The organism is Thioalkalivibrio sp. ALE12 (genome assembly GCF_000381105.1).
In the GTDB taxonomy this organism is placed as follows: Bacteria; Pseudomonadota; Gammaproteobacteria; order Ectothiorhodospirales; family Ectothiorhodospiraceae; genus Thioalkalivibrio.
Genome location: NZ_KB905923.1, coordinates 1 through 16,086 on the forward strand (window position 1 = coordinate 1; position 16,086 = coordinate 16,086).

Genomic DNA, 16,086 nt, shown 5'->3' on the forward strand with positions numbered 1-16,086 from the left:
AGCAGGTCGCGAACTTCCATCTCGACCAGCTCCAGCAGCTCCGGATCGTCGACCATGTCGGCCTTGTTCAGGAACACCACGATGTACGGCACACCGACCTGACGCGCCAGCAGGATGTGCTCGCGGGTCTGCGGCATCGGGCCATCGGCCGCCGACACCACCAGGATCGCGCCGTCCATCTGCGCCGCACCCGTGATCATGTTCTTCACATAGTCCGCGTGCCCGGGGCAGTCGACGTGCGCATAGTGGCGAATGTCGCTTTCGTATTCGACGTGCGCGGTCGCAATCGTGATCCCGCGCGCCTTCTCTTCCGGCGCATTGTCGATCTGGTCAAACGCACGGGCTTCGCTCCCGTACTTCTTACCCAGCACCGCCGTCATCGCCGCCGTCAGCGTCGTTTTCCCATGGTCCACATGACCAATCGTCCCCACATTCACATGCGGCTTCTTACGCTCGAACTTTTCCTTGGACACAGCTCAAACCTCTTGCAGTTCTTTCAAATAACGCGAATTCGGTATCAGGACGCCTTGGCGGCAACCGCCTCGGCGATCTGGGCGGGGGCCTCGGCGTACTTCTCGAATTCCATCGAGTAGGTCGCGCGGCCCTGGCTCATCGAGCGCAGCTGGGTCGAGTAGCCGAACATCTCGGACAGCGGCACCTCGGCCTTCAGCAGCTTCTGGCCGGCCACGTCTTCCATGCCCTTCACCAGACCGCGGCGGCGATTGAGGTCGCCCATCACGTCGCCCATGTACTCCTCGGGCGTCTCCACCTCGACCTTCATCATCGGCTCGAGCAGCACGGCACCCGCCTTCAGGGCGCCTTCCTTGAAGGCCATCGAACCGGCCACCTTGAACGCCATCTCGTTGGAGTCGACGTCATGGTAGGAGCCGTCGAACAGGGTGACCTTGACGTCCTCGACCGGATACCCGGCGAGCACACCGTTGGCCATCTGCTCCTCGATGCCCTTGGAGACGGCCGGGATGTAGTCCTTCGGCACCACACCACCCACGATGGCGTTCTCGAACTTGTAGCCTTCGCCGGGCTCCAGCGGCTCGATGCGGATCCAGACGTGACCGTACTGGCCGCGACCACCGGACTGGCGCACGAACTTGCCTTCCTGTTCGACCGTCTTGCGGATGGTCTCGCGGTAGGCCACCTGGGGCTGACCCACGTTCGCCTCGACCTTGAATTCCCGCTTCATGCGGTCGACCAGCACCTCCAGGTGCAGCTCGCCCATGCCGGAGATGATGGTCTGCCCGGATTCCTCGTCGGTCCGCACGCGGAACGACGGATCTTCCTGCGCCAGCTTGTTCAGCGCGATACCCATCTTTTCCTGGTCGGTCTTGGTTTTCGGCTCGACCGCGATGGAGATCACCGGATCCGGGAACTCCATACGCTCCAGTTCGACCGGGTCGTTCGGGTCGCACAGCGTGGTCCCGGTGTACAGGTCCTTCAGACCGACCACGGCGCCGATGTCACCCGCGCGCAGCTCCTTGATCTCCTCGCGGGAGTTCGAGTGCATCTGCAGGATGCGGCCGATGCGCTCGCGGCGGTTGTTCTGCGTGTTCAGGACCGAGTCGCCGGCCGACAGCACGCCCGAATAGACGCGCACGAAGGTCAGCGAGCCCACGTAGGGGTCGGTCATGATCTTGAACGCCAGCGCGGCGAACGGCTCGTCATCGGAGGCGTGCTTCTCGACCGGCTCCTCGGTGCCCGCCTTGACGCCCTTGATCGCCTTGACCTCTTCCGGCGATGGCAGGTACTCGACGACCGCGTCGAGCATCGCCTGCACACCCTTGTTCTTGAACGCGGAGCCGCACAGCATCGGCACGATCTCGAGCTCGATGGTGCGATGGCGCAGCGCGGACTTGATCTCTTCCTCGCTGAGCGTGCCCTCGTTGAGGTACTTGTCCATCAGCTCTTCGTTGGCCTCGGCGGCCGCCTCGAGCATGTTCTCGCGCCACTTCTCGGCCTCGGCCTTGAGCTCCTCCGGGATATCCTTGTATTCGAAGGAGATGCCGAAGTTGTCCTCGTCCCAGTAGATGGCCTGCATCTTCACCAGGTCGATCACGCCCTTGAACTGGTCCTCCGCGCCGATCGGCAGCTGGATCGGGACCGGGTTCGCCTGCAGGCGTTCCTTCATCTGTTCATAGACGCGCAGGAAGTCGGCGCCGGCGCGGTCCATCTTGTTCACGAACGCCATACGCGGCACGGCGTACTTGGTCGCCTGGCGCCACACGGTCTCGGACTGCGGCTGCACGCCACCGACCGCGCAGTACACCATGACCGCGCCGTCGAGCACACGCATGGAGCGCTCGACTTCGATGGTGAAGTCCACGTGCCCGGGGGTATCGATGATATTCACCCGGTGCTCGTCGAACTGCTTGGCCATACCGGACCAGAAGCTGGTGGTCGCCGCGGAGGTGATGGTGATCCCGCGCTCCTGCTCCTGCTCCATCCAGTCCATCACGGCTGCACCGTCATGCACCTCGCCGATCTTGTGCGACAGACCGGTGTAGAACAGGATGCGTTCGGTCGTCGTCGTCTTGCCGGCGTCGATGTGCGCGCTGATCCCGATGTTCCGGTAGCGCTTAAGTGGGGTCTTGCGTGCCACGGTGAGCCTCTCTAAACAGATTTACCAGCGGAAATGGGCGAACGCCTTGTTCGCTTCCGCCATGCGGTGAGTGTCTTCGCGCTTCTTCACGGCCGAGCCCTTGCTGTCGGCGGCGTCCATCAGTTCGCCTGCCAGCTTCAGGGCCATGGTCCGTTCGCCACGCTTGCGGGCGGCCTCGACCACCCAGCGCATCGCCAGCGCGTCCTGACGCACCGAGCGGACTTCCACCGGAACCTGATAGGTCGCGCCACCGACGCGGCGCGATTTGACCTCGACACGCGGGCGGATGTTGTCCAGGGCACGCTCCAGCGCGCCCATCCCGTCGCCCTGCTTGGACTCGATCTGGTCCAGGGCGCCGTACACGACCTGCTCGGCGACGGACTTCTTGCCGTCACGCATGACCGTGTTGATGAACTTGGCCAGGCGCTCGCTTCCGAACTTCGGGTCGGGGAGGATGTGACGCTTGGGGGCAGCTGCTCTTCTAGACATGTTTCAGTTCCCGGACTGGATCTCGGTTAGGATTTCTTGGGACGCTTGGTGCCGTACTTGGAACGGCCCTGGGCGCGCTTCTGCACACCCTGGGTATCCAGGCTGCCGCGCACCGTGTGGTAGCGCACACCCGGGAGGTCCTTCACGCGGCCGCCCCGAATCAGGACCACCGAGTGCTCCTGCAGGTTGTGGCCTTCACCGCCGATGTAGCTACTGACCTCGTAGCCATTGGTCAGCCGCACGCGCGCAACCTTGCGCAGCGCCGAGTTCGGCTTCTTCGGGGTGGTCGTGTAGACACGGGTGCAGACCCCGCGCTTCTGCGGGGAACCCTGCAGCGCCGGCACATCGCTCTTTTCGACGGGGCGCTTGCGGGGCTTGCGTACCAACTGGTTGATCGTGGCCATGAAACCCTTTCTCCTAGCCTAAAAATAACGACAGGCCGGCGCCGAGACCGGCCTGTCGAGGGAGCGGAATTCTAATCGCCGCCCCCGTGAGTGTCAAGATGGGACGGGTCACTCGGACCCGTCTTCCGCGGTACCCGGATCGGTGGTGGCGGGCTCGGACTCGGCGGTGGCCGCCTGTGTCTCCTCAACCGCCTCGAACTCGGGCATTTCCAGCGCGCGCTTGCGACGGCGCTCCTTGTGGTAGGCGAGGCCCGTCCCGGCGGGGATCAGGCGCCCGACAATCACGTTCTCCTTCAGACCGCGCAGGTCGTCGCGGGCGCCACGGGTGGAGGCCTCGGTCAGGACGCGGGTGGTCTCCTGGAAGGAGGCCGCGGAGATGAACGACTCGGTGACCAGCGAGGCCTTGGTGATCCCCAGGAGCACACGCTCGTAGGTTGCCGGCTGCTGGTCCGCACCCAGTTGCTCGTTCTCCTCGAGGACGCGCGTGCGGTCCACCTGGTCCCCGGCGAGGAACTTGGTATCGCCCGCGTCCACGATGTTCACCTTGCGCATCATCTGCCGGACGATCACCTCGATGTGCTTGTCGTTGATCTTCACGCCCTGGAGGCGGTAGACGTCCTGGATCTCCTGCACCTGGTACTCGGCCAGCGTGGTGACACCGCGCAGGCGCAGGATGTCGTGTGGATCCAGCTCGCCGTCGACCACGACCTCGCCGCGCTCCACGCGCTCGCCCTCGAAGACGTTGACGGTCCGAAGCTTCGGGATCAGCATCTCGACCGGGTCGCCCTTGTCCGGGGTGATCACCAGGCGCTGCTTCCCCTTGGTCTCCTTGCCGAAGGACACGGTACCCGAGATTTCCGCCAGCACCGCCGGCTCCTTCGGGCGCCGCGCCTCGAACAGGTCGGCCACGCGCGGCAGACCCCCGGTGATGTCACGGGTCTTGGAGGATTCCTGCGGCAGCCGGGCGATGACGTCACCGACCTCGACCCGGGCGTTGTCCTCCAGGTTGAAGATCGCGTTGGCCGGCAGCATGTACTGCGCGGGCATATCGGTGCCCGGGATGTACACCTCGTTGCCGTCGTCGTCGAGCAGCTTGACCGTCGGGCGCAGATCCTTGCCGGCCGACGAGCGGCTCTTCGGATCCAGCACCACGTTGGACGACAGCCCGGTGAACTCGTCGGTCTCCTTGGTGACGGTGACGTTCTCGACGAAATCCGCCAGACGGATGTTACCGGCCACCTCGGTGACGATCGGATGGGTATGCGGATCCCAGGTCGCGACCTCCTGGCCGGCCTCGACGGTGTCCCCGTCGTGGACCGTGATGGTCGCCCCGTACGGGATCTTGTAACGCTCGCGCTCGCGGCCCTGATCATCGATCACGCCCAGCTCGCCGGAACGCGACACCGCGACCAGGTTGCCGGCCTTGTTGGTGACCGTCTTCAGGTTGTGCAGGCGCGCGGCCCCGGAGTTCTTCACCTGGATCGCGCTGACCGTCACCGCACGGCTCGCGGCGCCGCCGATGTGGAAGGTACGCATGGTCAGCTGGGTACCCGGCTCGCCGATCGACTGCGCAGCGATGACGCCCACGGCTTCCCCGGCGTTGACCTCGTGGCCACGGGCCAGATCGCGACCGTAGCACTTGGCGCAGATGCCCTGGCGGGTCTCGCAGGTAATCGCCGAACGCACCAGCACCTCGTCCACCGACGCCCCGTCCAGGGTGTCCACCATGGCCTCGTCCAGCAGGGTGCCCGCGGGCACCAGCACCTCGTCGGTGCCCGGGCGGAGAACGTCCACCGCGGTGGTACGCCCAAGCACGCGATCCCGGAGCGGTTCGACGACGTCGCCGCCCTCGATGATCGGTTTCATCAACAGGCCCTGCTCGGTGCCGCAGTCCGGCTCGGTCACCACGACGTCCTGGGAGACATCCACCAGGCGACGGGTCAGGTAGCCCGAGTTCGCGGTCTTCAGCGCAGTGTCCGCCAGGCCCTTGCGCGCGCCGTGGGTGGAGATGAAGTACTGCAGGACGTTCAGACCCTCGCGAAAGTTCGCGGTGATCGGCGTCTCGATGATGGAGCCGTCCGGCTTGGCCATCAGGCCCCGCATGCCGGCCAGCTGGCGAATCTGCGCGGCGGAACCACGCGCGCCGGAATCGGCCATCATGAAGATCGAGTTGAACGAGTTCTGCTCGACCGTCTCGCCGTCCTTGTTGGTGACATGCTCCTTGCCGAGGCGCTCCATCATGGCCTTGGCGACCTGGTCATTGCAGTGCGACCAGATGTCCACGACCTTGTTGTAGCGCTCGCCCTTGGTGACGAGACCCGAGGCGTACTGATCCTCGATCTCCTTCACCTGGTCCTCGGCGCCCTGCAGGATCGGGTGCTTCTCGTCCGGGATCACCATGTCGTCGGCGCAGAAGGACACGCCGGCACGGGTGGAGTAGTAGAAGCCCGCGTACATCAGCTGGTCCGCGAACACGACCGTGTCCTTCAGGCCCAGGCGGCGGTAGCAGGAGTTGATCAGCCCGGAGATTGCCTTCTTGTTCAGCTCGCGGTCGATCAGCTCGAACGGCAGACCCTTGGGCATGATGCGCGACAGGATCGCGCGACCGACCGTGGTCTCCACGCGCATGGACGGCAGCGCTTCGCCCTCGGCGACCTCTGCCATGGTGTCGGCGATGCGCACGGTGATGCGCGCATGCAGGTCCACCTGCTTGTGCTCGTACGCGCGGTGCACCTCGTCCACGTCGGAGAAGGTCATGCCCTCGCCCTTGGCGTTCACCTTCTCGCGCGAGAGGTAATACAGGCCGAGCACGATGTCCTGCGACGGCACGATGATCGGCTCGCCGTTGGCCGGAGACAGCACATTGTTGGAGGAGAGCATCAGCGTGCGCGCCTCCAGCTGGGCCTCCAGTGACAGCGGCACGTGCACGGCCATCTGGTCACCGTCGAAGTCGGCGTTGAACGCCGCGCAGACCAGCGGATGCAGCTGGATCGCCTTGCCCTCGATCAGCACCGGCTCGAAGGCCTGGATGCCCAGGCGGTGCAGGGTCGGGGCGCGGTTCAGCATCACCGGATGCTCGCGGATCACCTCTTCGAGGATATCCCAGACCTCGGGGCCTTCCTTCTCAACGGCCTTCTTGGCGGCCTTGATGGTGGTGGCCAGGCCACGGCGCTGCAGCTTGCCGAAGATGAACGGCTTGAACAGTTCCAGCGCCATGCGCTTGGGCAGGCCACACTGGTGCAGGCGAAGCGTCGGGCCCACCACGATCACGGAACGACCGGAGTAGTCGACGCGCTTGCCCAGCAGGTTCTGGCGGAAGCGGCCCTGCTTGCCCTTGATCATGTCGGCCAGGGACTTCAGCGGGCGCTTGTTGGTGCCGGTGATCGCACGGCCGCGACGGCCGTTGTCCAGCAGCGCATCCACCGACTCCTGCAGCATGCGCTTTTCGTTGCGCACGATGATGTCCGGGGCGTTCAGCTCCAGCAGGCGGCGCAGGCGGTTGTTGCGGTTGATCACCCGGCGGTACAGGTCGTTAAGGTCAGAGGTCGCGAAGCGGCCACCGTCCAGCGGCACCAGCGGGCGCAGGTCCGGCGGCAGCACCGGCAGGACCTTCATGATCATCCACTCCGGCTTGTTGCCGGACTCGAGGAAGGACTCGACCAGCTTGAGCCGCTTGCCCAGGCGTTTGATCTTGGTCTCGGAGCCGGTCTCGGCCAGATCCTGGCGCAACTTCGCGGCCTCGGCCGGCAGATCCATCTCCTTCAGCAGGCTCAGTACGGCCTCGGCGCCCATCAGCGCAGTGAAGTCATCGCCGTGCTCTTCCATCGCCTCGAGGTATTCCTCGTCGGTCAGGAGCTGGCGCTTCTCGAGCGTGGTGAAGCCCGGATCGGTCACGATGAAGGACTCGAAGTAGAGCACCTTCTCGATGTCCTTCAGGGTCATGTCCAGCAGGAGGCCGATGCGGGACGGCAAGCTCTTCAGGTACCAGATGTGGGCGACCGGCGAGGCCAGGTCGATATGCCCCATGCGCTCGCGGCGCACCTTGGTCTGGGTAACCTCGACGCCGCACTTCTCGCAGACCACGCCGCGATGCTTCAGGCGCTTGTACTTGCCGCACAGGCACTCATAGTCCTTCACCGGCCCGAAGATCTTCGCGCAGAACAGGCCGTCACGCTCCGGCTTGAAGGTCCGGTAGTTGATGGTCTCCGGCTTCTTCACCTCGCCAAAGGACCAGGAACGGATCTGGTCCGAGGACGCCAGGCCGATGCGGATCGCATCGAACTCTTCCGGCTGGGTCTGCTGCTTGAACAGATTCAGGAGGTCTTTCATTCGCTTGCCTCACAAACTTGGTTTCGAGGGGCGCGCACGCCCCGTCGGATCACAATCGGATCGGAGAAGATCAGTCCTGCTCGAGCTCGATATTGATGCCGAGCGCCTTGATCTCCTTCATGAGCACGTTGAACGACTCGGGGACGTTGGCCTCCATGTGGTGCTCACCGTCAACGATGTTCTTGTACATCTTGTTACGGCCCTGCACGTCGTCCGCCTTCACCGTCAGCATCTCCTGCAGGGTGTAGGCGGCGCCGTAGGCCTCCAGTGCCCAGACCTCCATTTCGCCGAAGCGCTGACCGCCGAACTGTGCCTTGCCGCCCAGCGGCTGCTGGGTAACCAGCGAGTACGGGCCGGTGGAACGCGCATGCATCTTGTCGTCCACCAGGTGGTTCAGCTTCAGCATGTGCATGTAGCCCACGGTGACCGGGCGATCGAATTCGTCGCCGGTGCGGCCATCGTAGAGCTGGGCCTGCCCGGTCTCGGGCAGGTCCGCCAGGCGCAGCATCTCCTTGATCTCGGCCTCTTCGGCACCGTCGAATACCGGCGTCGCCATCGGCACGCCACCGCGCAGGTTCCTGCACAGGGTGATGATCTCGGCATCCGACATGGAGTCGAGGTCCACCTTGCGCTCGCGGTGGTTGTAGATCTTGTCGAGGAACTCGCGCAGCTTCGCGATCTCGGCCTGGGCCTCGAGCATGCGGTTGATCTTGTCGCCCAGGCCCTTGGCGGCCCACCCGAGGTGAACCTCCAGCACCTGCCCGACGTTCATGCGCGAGGGCACGCCCAGCGGGTTCAGCACCACGTCGACCGGGGTCCCGTCCTCGAGGAACGGCATGTCCTCTTCCGGCACGATCATCGAGATCACGCCCTTGTTGCCGTGGCGACCGGCCATCTTGTCGCCCGGCTGCAGGCGACGCTTCACGGCCACGTACACCTTGACCATCTTCTGCACGCCCGGCGGCAGGTCGTCGCCCGCGGCCAGCTTGGCCTTCTGGTGCTCGAACTTCTTCTCGAACGCCTCGTGCTGGTCCTGGATCTGACGACCAAGGTCCTCCAGCTGGGAGTTGACCGCGTCGTCCTTCAGCCGCACCTCGAACCACTTGTCGCGGGACAGGCCCTGCAGGTACTTCTTGGTGACCTTGGAGCCGTCACCCAGGCCGTCCGGCCCGCCGGCGGCGGTCTTGTTGACCAGCAGCTTCTCCACGCGGGCGTAGATATCGTCCTCGTAGATGCGCAGCTGGTCCTTCAGGTCCTTCTGCACGGCGGCGAGATCGTCGGCCTCGATCGACTTGGCGCGGGCGTCCTTCTCCACACCGTCGCGGGTGAACACGCGCACGTCGATCACCGTGCCCTCGATGCCGGACGGGACGCGCAGGGAGGTGTCCTTCACGTCGGAGGCCTTCTCGCCGAAGATCGCCCTCAGGAGTTTCTCTTCCGGCGTCAGCTGGGTCTCGCCCTTCGGCGTCACCTTGCCCACCAGGATATCGCCCGGATTCACCTCGGCGCCGACATACACGACGCCGGACTCGTCCAGCTTGTTCAGCAGGGACTCGGAGACGTTCGGGATATCCGCGGTGATCTCTTCCTGGCCCAGCTTGGTGTCGCGGGCGACACAGTTGAGCTCCTCGATATGGATGGTGGTGTAGCGGTCCTCCTGCACCACCCGCTCCGAGATCAGGATCGAGTCCTCGAAGTTGTAGCCGTTCCACGGCATGAACGCGACCATCATGTTCTGGCCCAGCGCCAGCTCACCCATGTCGGTGGAGGAGCCGTCCGCGATCGCGTCGCCGCGGGCGATCTCGTCGCCCACCGCGACCAGCGGCCGCTGGTTGATGGAGGTGTTCTGGTTGGAACGCGAGTACTTGGTCAGGTTGTAGATGTCCACGCCCGGCTCGCCGGCCACGGTCTCGTCGTCGTTGACCCGGACCACCACGCGACCGGCATCGACCGAGTCCACAGTCCCGCCGCGCTTGGCGACGATCGCGGAGCCGGAGTCGATGGCGACGGCGCGCTCGATGCCGGTGCCCACCAGCGGCTTGTCGGCACGCAGGCACGGCACGGCCTGACGCTGCATGTTCGCACCCATCAGGGCGCGGTTCGCGTCATCGTGCTCCAGGAACGGCAGCAGCGCGGCCGCCACCGACACGATCTGCTTCGGCGAGATATCCATGTACTGGATCTTGTCCGGGGTCGAGATCGTGAACTCTTCCTGGTGACGGCAGGAGACGAGGTCGTCGCTCAGACGGCCTTCGTCGTCCATGGCCGCGTTCGCCTGGGCGATCACGTACTGGCTCTCCTCGATCGCGGAGAGGTAGACGATCTCCTCGGTGACCTTGCCGTCCTCGACCTTGCGGTACGGCGTCTCCAGGAAGCCGTAGCGGTTGGTGCGGGCGTACACCGCCAGAGAATTGATCAGGCCGATGTTCGGACCTTCCGGGGTCTCGATCGGGCAGACGCGACCGTAGTGCGTCGGATGCACGTCGCGCACCTCGAAGCCGGCACGTTCGCGGGTCAGGCCGCCCGGGCCCAGCGCGGAGATGCGGCGCTTGTGGGTGACCTCGGACAGCGGGTTGTTCTGGTCCATGAACTGCGACAGCTGGCTGGACCCGAAGAACTCCTTGACCGCGGCCGCCACCGGCTTGGCGTTGATCAGCTCCTGCGGCATCAGGCCCTCGCTCTCGGCGACGGTCAGACGTTCCTTGACCGCGCGCTCGACCCGCACCAGGCCCAGACGGAACTGGTTCTCGGCCATCTCGCCCACGCTGCGGATGCGGCGGTTGCCCAGGTGGTCGATGTCGTCGGTGCGGCCGTTGCCGTTGCGCAGGTCGATCAGGACCTTCAGCACATCCAGGATGTCCTCCGGCGACAGCACGCCCTCGCCCTCGTCGGTCTCGCGACCCACGCGACGGTTGAACTTCATGCGGCCCACGGCGGAGAGGTCGTAGCGATCCTCGGAGAAGAACAGGTTGGAGAACAGGTTCTCCGCGGCGTCCTTGGTCGGCGGCTCGCCCGGGCGCATCACGCGGTAGATCTCGACCTGCGCCTCCAGCTGCGTCTTGGTCGGGTCCAGACGCAGGGTGTCCGACATGTACGGACCATGGTCGTAGTCGTTGGTGTAGATCGTCTGCAGGGTCTTCACACCCTCGGCGCGCAGCTTGTCCAGCAGTTCCTGGGTCAGGGCGTCGTTGGCGCCGGCGATCAGTTCGCCGGTGGACTCGTCCACCACGCCCTTGGCCAGCACACGACCCAGCAGGTATTCGTCCGGCACCCGCAGGGTGCTGATGCCGGCCTTCTCGATCTCCCGGATGTGACGGGGGGTGATGCGGCGACCCGCCTCGACGATGACCTTGTCACCGTCGGTGATATCCACCACGGCGGTCTCGCCGCGCATGCGCTCGGGGATCAGGTCCAGCTCGCCACCATCCTCGTCGAGGGTGAGCTGGTTGAATTCGAAAAAGGTGGCCAGGATCTCTTCGGTATCCATGCCCAGTGCGCGCAGCAGGATCGACGCCGGCAGCTTGCGGCGACGGTCGATGCGCACGTATACCCCGTCCTTGGCGTCGAACTCGAAGTCCAGCCAGGAACCGCGGTACGGAATGATGCGGGCGTTATAGAGCAGCTTCTGCGCGCTGCCCTGCGTCTTGCCCTTGTCGCTGTCGAAGAACACACCGGGGGAGCGGTGCAGCTGCGACACGATCACGCGTTCGGTGCCATTGATGACGAAGGTGCCGTTCTCCGTCATGAGCGGCATCTCGCCCATGTAGACCTCCTGCTCCTTGACCTCCTTGACCACGGTGGAGCCCGCCGGGGCTTCCTTGTCGTGGATCACGAGGCGCAGCAGCACACGCAGCGGGGCCGCATAGGTCACGCCACGGATCTGGCATTCCTTCACGTCGAACATCGGCTCGCCCAGGCGGTAGCTCACGTACTCGAGCTGGACATGACCGGAATAGCTGACGATGGGGAATACCGACTGAAACGCCGCGTGCAGGCCCAGGGGATCACGCCCGTCCGGCGCTTGGTCCGCCTGCAGGAAATCCCGATAGGACGTCAACTGGGTCTCGAGCAGGTACGGGACGTCGAGGATCTGGGGACGCTTCCCGAAGTCCTTGCGGATACGTTTCTTTTCGGTATAACTGAGGGCCATGGCTTACCTCGGAGGCTAGCTGAACAACGCGGAACAAAACCCGCGCCACCACGGGCTGAGGCTGACGACCAAACGGCCGCCAGCCTCAGGGCTTCGTGATGTACACGAAAACAACAGGCGCAAGCGCCTTCTTACTTCAGTTCGACGGTGGCGCCCGCTTCTTCCAGTTCCGTCTTCATCTTCTCGGCCTCTTCCTTCGGCGCGCCTTCCTTCACGGTCGCCGGCACGCCTTCGACCATTTCCTTGGCTTCCTTCAGACCCAGCCCGGTCAGGCCGCGCACGACCTTGATCACGCCGACCTTGTTGTCGCCGAAGCTGGACATCACGACGTCGAACTCGTCCTTGGCTTCGGCGGCGGCGGCTTCACCACCACCGGCAGCGGCCGGGGCGGCCGCGACGGCGGCAGCGGCGGACACGCCGAACTTCTCTTCCATCTCGCTGATCAGGTCCACGATCTCGAGGACCGTCATGTTGCCGATGGCTTCCAGGATATCTTCTTTCGAAACGGCCATTTCTAACTCTCCTAACGGGTCGTACCCGAATTCATTCAGTACTTGCTGCAGAAAAAGGCGGTAAGGGTTCAGGCTGCCTGTTTCTGGTCACGGATTGCTGCAACGGTACGCACCAGCTTGCCGGGGACTTCGTTCACCGTACGGGCGAACTTGTCGAGCGGCGCCTTCATGGTGGCGAGAAGCTGCGCAAGGGCCTCTTCACGCGTCGGCAGGCTCGCGAGGCGATCGAGATCATTCGCCCCCATGAGCTGCCCACCAAAGGACACCAGCCGGACCTTCAGCTGATCGTTTTCCTTGGCGAAGTCCTTCACCAGGCGCGCGGCGGAGCTGGGCTCCTCTTCACTGAAGGCCAGGATCAGCGGGCCATGCAGCTCGGGCTGCATGCACTCGAAATCCGTCCCCTCAATGGCACGCTTGGCGAGGTTGTTCTTCACCACTCGCAGATAGACACCGGAGGACCGTGCCTGCCGACGCAGGTCGGTCATCTGCGCTACCGAGAGACCCCGATATTCCGCGGCGACCGCGGAATGTGCCGAGGCAGCAACCGTAGCCAGTTCCGAGACAATCACCTTCTTGTCATCGAGATTCAAAGCCACGTTGACTCTCCTCTAATAAGACCACCCGAAGGCGGTCGTGAAACCGGGCGAACCCGGTACTGCGGTGCTCCCGTCGCAGGTACTTCCTGAATCGGGTGACACCATCTGCGCAGGCTGGGGTATTAAGCCGGGCCCGAAGGCCCCGCGCCTGCGGTCTTGGATGGCGTGCCGCTTGCGCGACAGCCGACCAAAAACCGAATGTTGTTGCTCAGAGGCTCAGCGAGCCCTGATCGACCTTGACGCCCGGACCCATGGTGGTCGAGACCACCACGCCCTTGACGTACTGACCCTTGGAGGTCGCCGGCTTCATCTTGACCAGATCGGCCAGCAGGGCGTTCAGGTTCTCGGCAAGCGCGCTGGATTCGAAATCCGCCGCGCCGATCGTGCAGTGCACGATGCCGCCCTTGTCGGTGCGATAGCGCACCTGACCGCCCTTGGCGTTGGTCACCGCGGTGGCCACATCGGGGGTCACGGTGCCGACCTTCGGGTTCGGCATCAGGCCGCGCGGCCCGAGGATCTGGCCCAACTGACCCACCACGCGCATCGCGTCCGGGGAGGCGATCACCACGTCGAAGTCCATCTGACCGGCCTTCACCTGTTCGGCGAGGTCGTCCATGCCGACCACGTCGGCGCCAGCTTCCTTCGCCGCATCGGCGTTGGCACCCTGGGTGAACACGGCCACGCGAACGGTCTTGCCGTTGCCGTGCGGCAGCACGGTGGAACCACGCACCACCTGATCGGACTTGCGCGGATCAACGCCCAGGTTCACGGCGACATCGACCGACTCGCGGAACTTGGCCTTGGGCAGGTCCCGCAGGAGATCAAAGGCCTCGGTCACCGGATACAGACGAGTCGGTTCGACCTTCTCGCGGATGGCCTGCATACGCTTGGAAAGCTTTGCCATGTCAGAGACCCTCCACTTCGAGGCCCATACTGCGGGCACTACCGGCAATGGTACGGACCGCGGCATCCAGATCCGCCGCCGTCAGGTCGGGTTCCTTGGTCTTCGCGATCTCTTCCAGCTGGGCACGGGTGACCGTACCCACCTTGTTGGTATTCGGCTGACCGGACCCGGACTGGATGCCCGCGGCCTTCTTCAGCAGGATCGCCGCCGGCGGCGTCTTGGTGATGAACGTGAAGCTGCGATCGGCGTACACGGTGATGACCACCGGGATCGGCAGACCGGGCTCCATTTCCTGGGTCTGCGCGTTGAACGCCTTGCAGAACTCCATGATGTTCACACCGCGCTGACCCAGCGCGGGGCCCACGGGCGGGCTCGGGTTGGCCTTGCCGGCCGGGACCTGAAGCTTGATATACGCTTCGATTTTCTTTGCCATGAGAACTCCCTCGGGTGCGAACGCCTCGCGGCTCCCCGATCAGCAGGTAACGACGCTTGCGCGTCGGTCAGGTTTTCTCGACTTGGTGGAACTCCAGTTCCACGGGCGTCGAGCGGCCGAAAATCTGGACGGCCACCAGCAGGCGGCTCTTGTCGTAGTTGACCTCTTCGACCACGCCGTTGAAGTCGTTGAACGGCCCATCGATCACGCGAACCATCTCGCCCACCTCGAACAGGACCTTCGGGCGCGGCTTCTCGGCGCCTTCCTGCATGCGCTGCAGGATGGCGTCGGCTTCCTTGTCGCTAATCGGCGCGGGGCGGTCGGCGGTACCGCCGATAAAGCCGAGCACGCGCGGCACGGCCTTCACCAGGTGCCAGGCCTCGTCGTTCAGATCCATCTGCACCAGCACGTAGCCGGGGAAGAACTTGCGCTCGCTCTTGCGCTTCTGGCCGTCCTTCATCTCGACGACCTCCTCGGTGGGCACGAGGATCTCGCCAAAGTGGTCCTGCATGCCGAAGCGCTCGATGCGCTCCTCCAGGGACCGCTTCACCTGCGCCTCGAAACCCGAGAATGCCTGTACGACGTACCAGCGTAGTGCCATGGTCGAGAATCCTGATGCTTATCCGATGAACCGACTGATGCCCCAGCCCAGGAACATGTCCAGGAGCCAGAGGAAGATCCCAACCAGGATCACGACAGCAATGACGATCAGCGTGGTCTGGGTCGTCTCGACGCGGGTGGGCCACACCATCTTGCGCACCTCGGTGCGCGCGTTGCCCATGAAGCCGGCGAGCTGGCTGCCCTTGGCGGTCGTCATCCCGATGCCGATGGCGACCCCCACAACGGCGAGCAGCCCGAGGACGCGAATCAGAGTGGATTCGTCCTGGAACCAATAGAAGCCCATGACGCCGGCAATCAGCAGCGCCACGGCCACCGCGAGCTTGACGGTATCAAGCACGCCGGTCTGTTCCGATTGTTCACTCATGAATACGTATCACCCGGTGCTGCCGCCATCCGGAAGATGGCAGGCCAGGAGGGACTCGAACCCCCAACCTGCGGTTTTGGAGACCGCTGCTCTGCCAATTGAGCTACTGGCCTATAAATCGAATCGACAAGAAACAAACGCGAGAGACGACGCACCCGGCGCCGCCTCTCGCGGTCGATCTGTCAACTTGTCTACTGTATCACTCGATGATCTTGGAGACGACGCCGGCGCCGACGGTGCGGCCGCCTTCGCGGATCGCAAAGCGCAGCCCGTCTTCCATCGCGATCGGGTTGATCAGGGACACCGTCATCTTGACGTTGTCGCCCGGCATCACCATCTCGGTGCCCTCCGGCAGCTCCACCGAACCCGTCACGTCGGTCGTGCGGAAGTAGAACTGCGGACGATACCCGTTGAAGAACGGCGTATGACGACCGCCCTCGTCCTTGCCCAGGATGTACACCTCGGCCTCGAAATGCGTGTGCGGGGTGATCGAACCCGGCTTGCACAGCACCTGACCACGCTGCACGTCGTCACGCTTGGTGCCACGCAGCAGGATGCCGACGTTGTCGCCCGCTTCGCCCTGGTCCAGCAGCTTGCGGAACATCTCGACACCGGTGACGGTGGTCTTCTGGGTGTCGCGAATCCCGACGATCTCGATTTCTTCGCCGAC

The 16,086-nt window shown here is 64.4% G+C and carries 13 protein-coding genes and 1 tRNA gene; all 14 read right to left on the reverse strand.

Annotation, left to right across the window (positions count from 1 at the left end; genetic code table 11):
- Window positions 1-473: GTP-binding protein (locus F614_RS0113510; RefSeq protein WP_019559087.1), on the reverse strand; the 473-nt coding region annotated here is incomplete at its 3' end.
- Window positions 474-517: 44 nt separating this feature from the next.
- Complete coding sequence (gene fusA / locus F614_RS0113515) at window positions 518-2,614, reverse strand: elongation factor G (protein WP_018881647.1); 2,097 nt, start codon at window positions 2,612-2,614, stop codon at window positions 518-520.
- A gap of 21 nt (window positions 2,615-2,635) precedes the next feature.
- Window positions 2,636-3,103 carry a 30S ribosomal protein S7 gene (gene rpsG, locus F614_RS0113520; protein ID WP_018175517.1) on the reverse strand — a complete coding sequence of 156 codons (468 nt, stop codon included), beginning with the start codon at window positions 3,101-3,103 and terminating at the stop codon, window positions 2,636-2,638.
- A 26-nt stretch (window positions 3,104-3,129) separates the two neighbouring features.
- Window positions 3,130-3,507, reverse strand: coding sequence for a 30S ribosomal protein S12 (rpsL, locus tag F614_RS0113525; protein WP_017940461.1), 378 nt, complete (start codon window positions 3,505-3,507; stop codon window positions 3,130-3,132).
- Window positions 3,508-3,615: 108 nt separating this feature from the next.
- Window positions 3,616-7,836 (reverse strand): DNA-directed RNA polymerase subunit beta', encoded by a 4,221-nt coding sequence (gene rpoC / locus F614_RS0113530; RefSeq protein WP_019559088.1) that lies wholly within the window; start codon window positions 7,834-7,836, stop codon window positions 3,616-3,618.
- Window positions 7,837-7,906: 70 nt separating this feature from the next.
- Entirely contained in the window at window positions 7,907-11,986 is a 4,080-nt protein-coding gene (gene rpoB, locus F614_RS0113535) for a DNA-directed RNA polymerase subunit beta (protein ID WP_019559089.1), read from the reverse strand.
- Window positions 11,987-12,117: 131 nt separating this feature from the next.
- A complete protein-coding gene (gene rplL, locus F614_RS0113540) occupies window positions 12,118-12,498 on the reverse strand; it encodes a 50S ribosomal protein L7/L12 (RefSeq protein ID WP_018867957.1) in 381 nt (126 codons plus the stop codon).
- 68 nt (window positions 12,499-12,566) lie between these two features.
- A complete protein-coding gene (rplJ, locus tag F614_RS0113545) occupies window positions 12,567-13,088 on the reverse strand; it encodes a 50S ribosomal protein L10 (protein WP_018867956.1) in 522 nt (173 codons plus the stop codon).
- 214 nt (window positions 13,089-13,302) lie between these two features.
- Window positions 13,303-13,998, reverse strand: a complete 696-nt coding sequence (gene rplA / locus F614_RS0113550) for a 50S ribosomal protein L1 (protein ID WP_018867955.1) — start codon at window positions 13,996-13,998, stop codon at window positions 13,303-13,305.
- A gap of 1 nt (window position 13,999) precedes the next feature.
- Entirely contained in the window at window positions 14,000-14,431 is a 432-nt protein-coding gene (rplK, locus tag F614_RS0113555; RefSeq protein WP_018867954.1) for a 50S ribosomal protein L11, read from the reverse strand.
- A 67-nt stretch (window positions 14,432-14,498) separates the two neighbouring features.
- Entirely contained in the window at window positions 14,499-15,032 is a 534-nt protein-coding gene (gene nusG / locus F614_RS0113560) for a transcription termination/antitermination protein NusG (RefSeq protein WP_017940468.1), read from the reverse strand.
- Window positions 15,033-15,050: 18 nt separating this feature from the next.
- Window positions 15,051-15,416, reverse strand: coding sequence for a preprotein translocase subunit SecE (gene secE, locus F614_RS0113565; RefSeq protein WP_017940469.1), 366 nt, complete (start codon window positions 15,414-15,416; stop codon window positions 15,051-15,053).
- 37 nt (window positions 15,417-15,453) lie between these two features.
- A tRNA-Trp gene (locus F614_RS0113570) sits at window positions 15,454-15,529 on the reverse strand.
- A gap of 86 nt (window positions 15,530-15,615) precedes the next feature.
- Window positions 15,616-16,086 (reverse strand): EF-Tu/IF-2/RF-3 family GTPase (locus F614_RS0113575; RefSeq protein ID WP_019559090.1); only part of this gene is annotated, 471 nt, incomplete at its 5' end.

Bases quoted from the DNA above. Each gene is read 5' to 3' on its own strand.
- rplK (WP_018867954.1), bottom strand. From the start codon at position 14,431: ATGGCAAAGAAAATCGAAGCGTATATCAAGCTTCAGGTCCCGGCCGGC.
- rplL (WP_018867957.1), bottom strand. From the start codon at position 12,498: ATGGCCGTTTCGAAAGAAGATATCCTGGAAGCCATCGGCAACATGACG.
- rpoC (WP_019559088.1), bottom strand. From the start codon at position 7,836: ATGAAAGACCTCCTGAATCTGTTCAAGCAGCAGACCCAGCCGGAAGAG.
- rplA (WP_018867955.1), bottom strand. From the start codon at position 13,998: ATGGCAAAGCTTTCCAAGCGTATGCAGGCCATCCGCGAGAAGGTCGAA.
- rpsG (WP_018175517.1), bottom strand. From the start codon at position 3,103: ATGTCTAGAAGAGCAGCTGCCCCCAAGCGTCACATCCTCCCCGACCCG.
- rpsL (WP_017940461.1), bottom strand. From the start codon at position 3,507: ATGGCCACGATCAACCAGTTGGTACGCAAGCCCCGCAAGCGCCCCGTC.
- secE (WP_017940469.1), bottom strand. From the start codon at position 15,416: ATGAGTGAACAATCGGAACAGACCGGCGTGCTTGATACCGTCAAGCTC.
- nusG (WP_017940468.1), bottom strand. From the start codon at position 15,032: ATGGCACTACGCTGGTACGTCGTACAGGCATTCTCGGGTTTCGAGGCG.
- rpoB (WP_019559089.1), bottom strand. From the start codon at position 11,986: ATGGCCCTCAGTTATACCGAAAAGAAACGTATCCGCAAGGACTTCGGG.